General features: G+C 49.7%; 1 protein-coding gene and 1 pseudogene. One reads left to right on the plus strand and one right to left on the minus strand.

Features of this window, described 5'->3' with window-relative positions:
• Positions 1 to 512 precede the first annotated feature (512 nt).
• A pseudogene (locus tag ABIE59_RS19815) lies at positions 513 to 1,812 on the minus strand (IS1380-like element ISMaq4 family transposase).
• A 144-nt stretch (positions 1,813 to 1,956) separates the two neighbouring features.
• Here ABIE59_RS19815 and ABIE59_RS19820 point away from each other — a divergent pair.
• A complete protein-coding gene (locus ABIE59_RS19820; protein ID WP_354449523.1) occupies positions 1,957 to 3,021 on the plus strand; it encodes a sensor histidine kinase in 1,065 nt (354 codons plus the stop codon).
• Positions 3,022 to 3,089 lie beyond the last annotated feature (68 nt).

Raw genomic sequence — 3,089 nt, forward strand, 5'->3', positions numbered from 1 at the left:
CTGGAAACACTGCTGCCCTGGAACGTTGAGTTGCCGGCTTTGAAAAAAGTGGCTCAATACGATTAGGGCAAGAGGGTCGATTTAGCGGCGCTTACAACAGTCTCAGCTTGACCGAACAGAGGAATGGACAATAGTACTGAACACAGCAACGCCCGAGGCGAGTGCTTGCTTGCCTTCATCGACTTTCTCCCGAAGCGATTAATAGCCAAAAATCATAGGTGTAAGGCGCCTATGACGAGGCAGGAAAAGATCGAGATAATAAGTGCAAACTTTGAAATGAGTTTGAATTCGGAAAAACAGTTCAGATATGAGTCGCTAAAAACTCTTTGTAGCGCTTCTCAATGAGGCTAACCCGGATTTCTCATAGGTCCCCGGCAAGTCTCGCAGACTGAACTGGTTACCGCTATGGCCGGTCGGTTTCGGCCATGCCTGCCCAATAAGTGATCAATTCCCGTTGTCCGGACACACGGCCCCCTTTCCCCCATTGCGTCGGGCCGGGGGAGCCCGGGCTTCTATCCCGGAACCAGACGGCGTACCAGGTCAGAGAGTTCGTCTTTGTAAGGATAGGCATCACTCATCAACACCCGTATGCGCCGAGTGTTGCGAATGATGACCGCGCCCACCTTGATCAGCTTCAGCCGCAGGTTACTGGCGCTCATGCGCTCGAAGGGCGTTTTCTTCAGGTGAGCGCGTAATCGCTCGAACAACGTGTAGGCAAAGCCCGACAGAAGCAGCCGCCACTGATTGGTCCACCACCGCGTGCTGGAGGTGCGATCTGCGAACAGACACAACTGCTGATCCTTGATCCGGTTTTCCATGTCACCCCGGGCACAGTATTGCTCGTAGTAGAGTTTAACGCCGTCGTCGTAACGGGAGCTGATAATGAACCTGGGGTTGGCACCCAGTTCGCCCTCCTCCAGACGCGCGATCACCCAGCGGGGGTGTTTCCAGGTTCGGGCCTGGTACTGGAACCGGTAGGTGGCAGAGACTTTTTCTCCCAACTCCCCGTGAGCCCTGCGAACCAGCATCGAGGGTACGTCCACCTCCTTGAGCAGCCGGCTGTTTTTGCTGATGCCCACAAGGTAATCCACGTTATTCCGGTCGCACCAGCTCAGCAATCGGGGGCGATAGAAGCCGCTGTCACCCCGGAACACGATGCGGGTATCCGGCCAGTACTGCCGGATGAACTTCACCAGCAGGGCCAGAATGGCCCAGCTGTGGCGGCTGTCGCTTCGATTGCTGGTGCGCAGGTAGCTCACCAACAGGTGACGGCCGCAGAACACGTACAGCGGGAAGAAACAATGGTGATCGTAGTAGGCGTTAAAGAACTTGCCGGGCTGGTCGCCATGCACTGGAATATCAGTGCCATCGAAGTCCAGCACAATTTCCTTGGGTGGAGTCTCGTGCTGTTCAATGAAGTGATGCCACAGCAGTTCGTGGGCCTTGACCACGGCCTGCCGGTCTACGCGCTGCTCCATTCGGCACAGTGTTGATTTGCCCGCCAGAATGGCCTCTTCGCCAGTCGCGGTCTGAAGTGCCTGGTCAGCGTAACGTTTCGTGATCGTTGAGGTCTTCGTACCCGGCAGCCACGCCAAAGACCCGCTGCCGGACCATGGTTTGAAGCTTGTGACGAACCAGCACGGGATTACGGGCATCGTCCAGCACCGTAGCCAGGCGCTGAGTGAGCTGGTGTTGATTGTCGACTTCCCGAAGCAAAAGCAGTCCGGCATCGGAGGTGATGTGACCACCGGAGAAATCGGCTTCAATTTGACGGCGAGACAGTGGCGAGAAGGTCAGTTTTTCAGGTACCATTTTGGATAGCGGCTTTTGGTGCTTGGTGAACGGTGTAAGGTCCTGAAACTATAGCACTTTCAGCCGCTTTCTTTTATCCCGTCATGAGAAATCCGGGCTAGATTTAGTCGATAACAAATTCTAACCACCTGCTTGGCAGACAACATGTCCAGAAAACAACAACGCCCTTCAATAAAACGGAAACTGCTTACTTTCCTGACACTAACGGGTTTCGCGTGTACCGGGCTAATATTCTTCTCGCACACCCTTTTAATCGACTATATCCATGACGAGCTTCACAGACAGCAGCTACAGGCTGCAGCTAACCAGCTCTCAAAGATACTAACAAATGATAAAGAAGAAATTACAAAATCCTCTCTCAGAAATTTTTCATTGTCTCAATATTCTGTCCACATCGAAGACAGTCAAGGTCGGAGTTTTACAAGCGAGAACATTAAACCGAAATTACAGGTGGTAGAATCGTTCAGAAAGCCTGGAATTTTTCACATATCGGATGATGGTCGATCAATCCTTGGCTACTACAAAATATTTAATAACAGACAAAATAAACTAAGCGTTACTATAATTGAAAGAAGTTCCTACTCCCCAAACACACTTGACAAAATCCACGTTCTTATATGGATCATATCTTTTACAATTCTCGTTACGATATCAATGATCATATTTATTGGTGTAACTATCGCACTAAAACCTTTAAAAATGATGAGCGCCCAATTAACTTCGCTTAAAAAGGGTGAGCGTAATAGACTGGATGAGGGCGTACCTGAAGAATTCGATGAACTTGTCAAACATCTTAATCGTCTATTAGAGTCGTACGACAAAAAACTTACCCGTTCACGCCACCTAGCCGCAGATATTTCTCATAGCTTAAAAAACCCCCTTGCCGTCATAAACTCCATGATCAATGACGAAGCCATTCCCACCACACTCGCGAGTCAAATTAAGTCTCAACTGTCTGAAATGCACGAGCTGATCGACACTCAAATGAGAAAAACCGAAATGTCCGGTCAGTACATTGGAAAGGCGACACCAATCATTGAGAGAGCTCTGGCACTGGTGGACGTAGTCAGTCGAATTTATCCTTACAAACAGATCCATCTTCAAGAAACATTACCCAGAGAGCTTGTCTGGCCAATTGATGAGCGTGATTTTAATGAGATCTTGGGCAATGTGCTTGATAACGCTAGGGAAGGTCTGAATAACTGCTGATATTTGCCCATCTTGGGTTTAAACGGCAAAAAATCGAAGATTCAGACACTATTTTCCCTTTATTTGTG

It is taken from the genome of Marinobacter sp. MBR-99 (genome assembly GCF_040547575.1).
Lineage (GTDB): Bacteria > Pseudomonadota > Gammaproteobacteria > Pseudomonadales > Oleiphilaceae > Marinobacter.

Coding starts and splice junctions, on each gene's coding strand:
- ABIE59_RS19820 (WP_354449523.1), top strand. CDS start 1,957: ATGTCCAGAAAACAACAACGCCCTTCAATAAAACGGAAACTGCTTACT.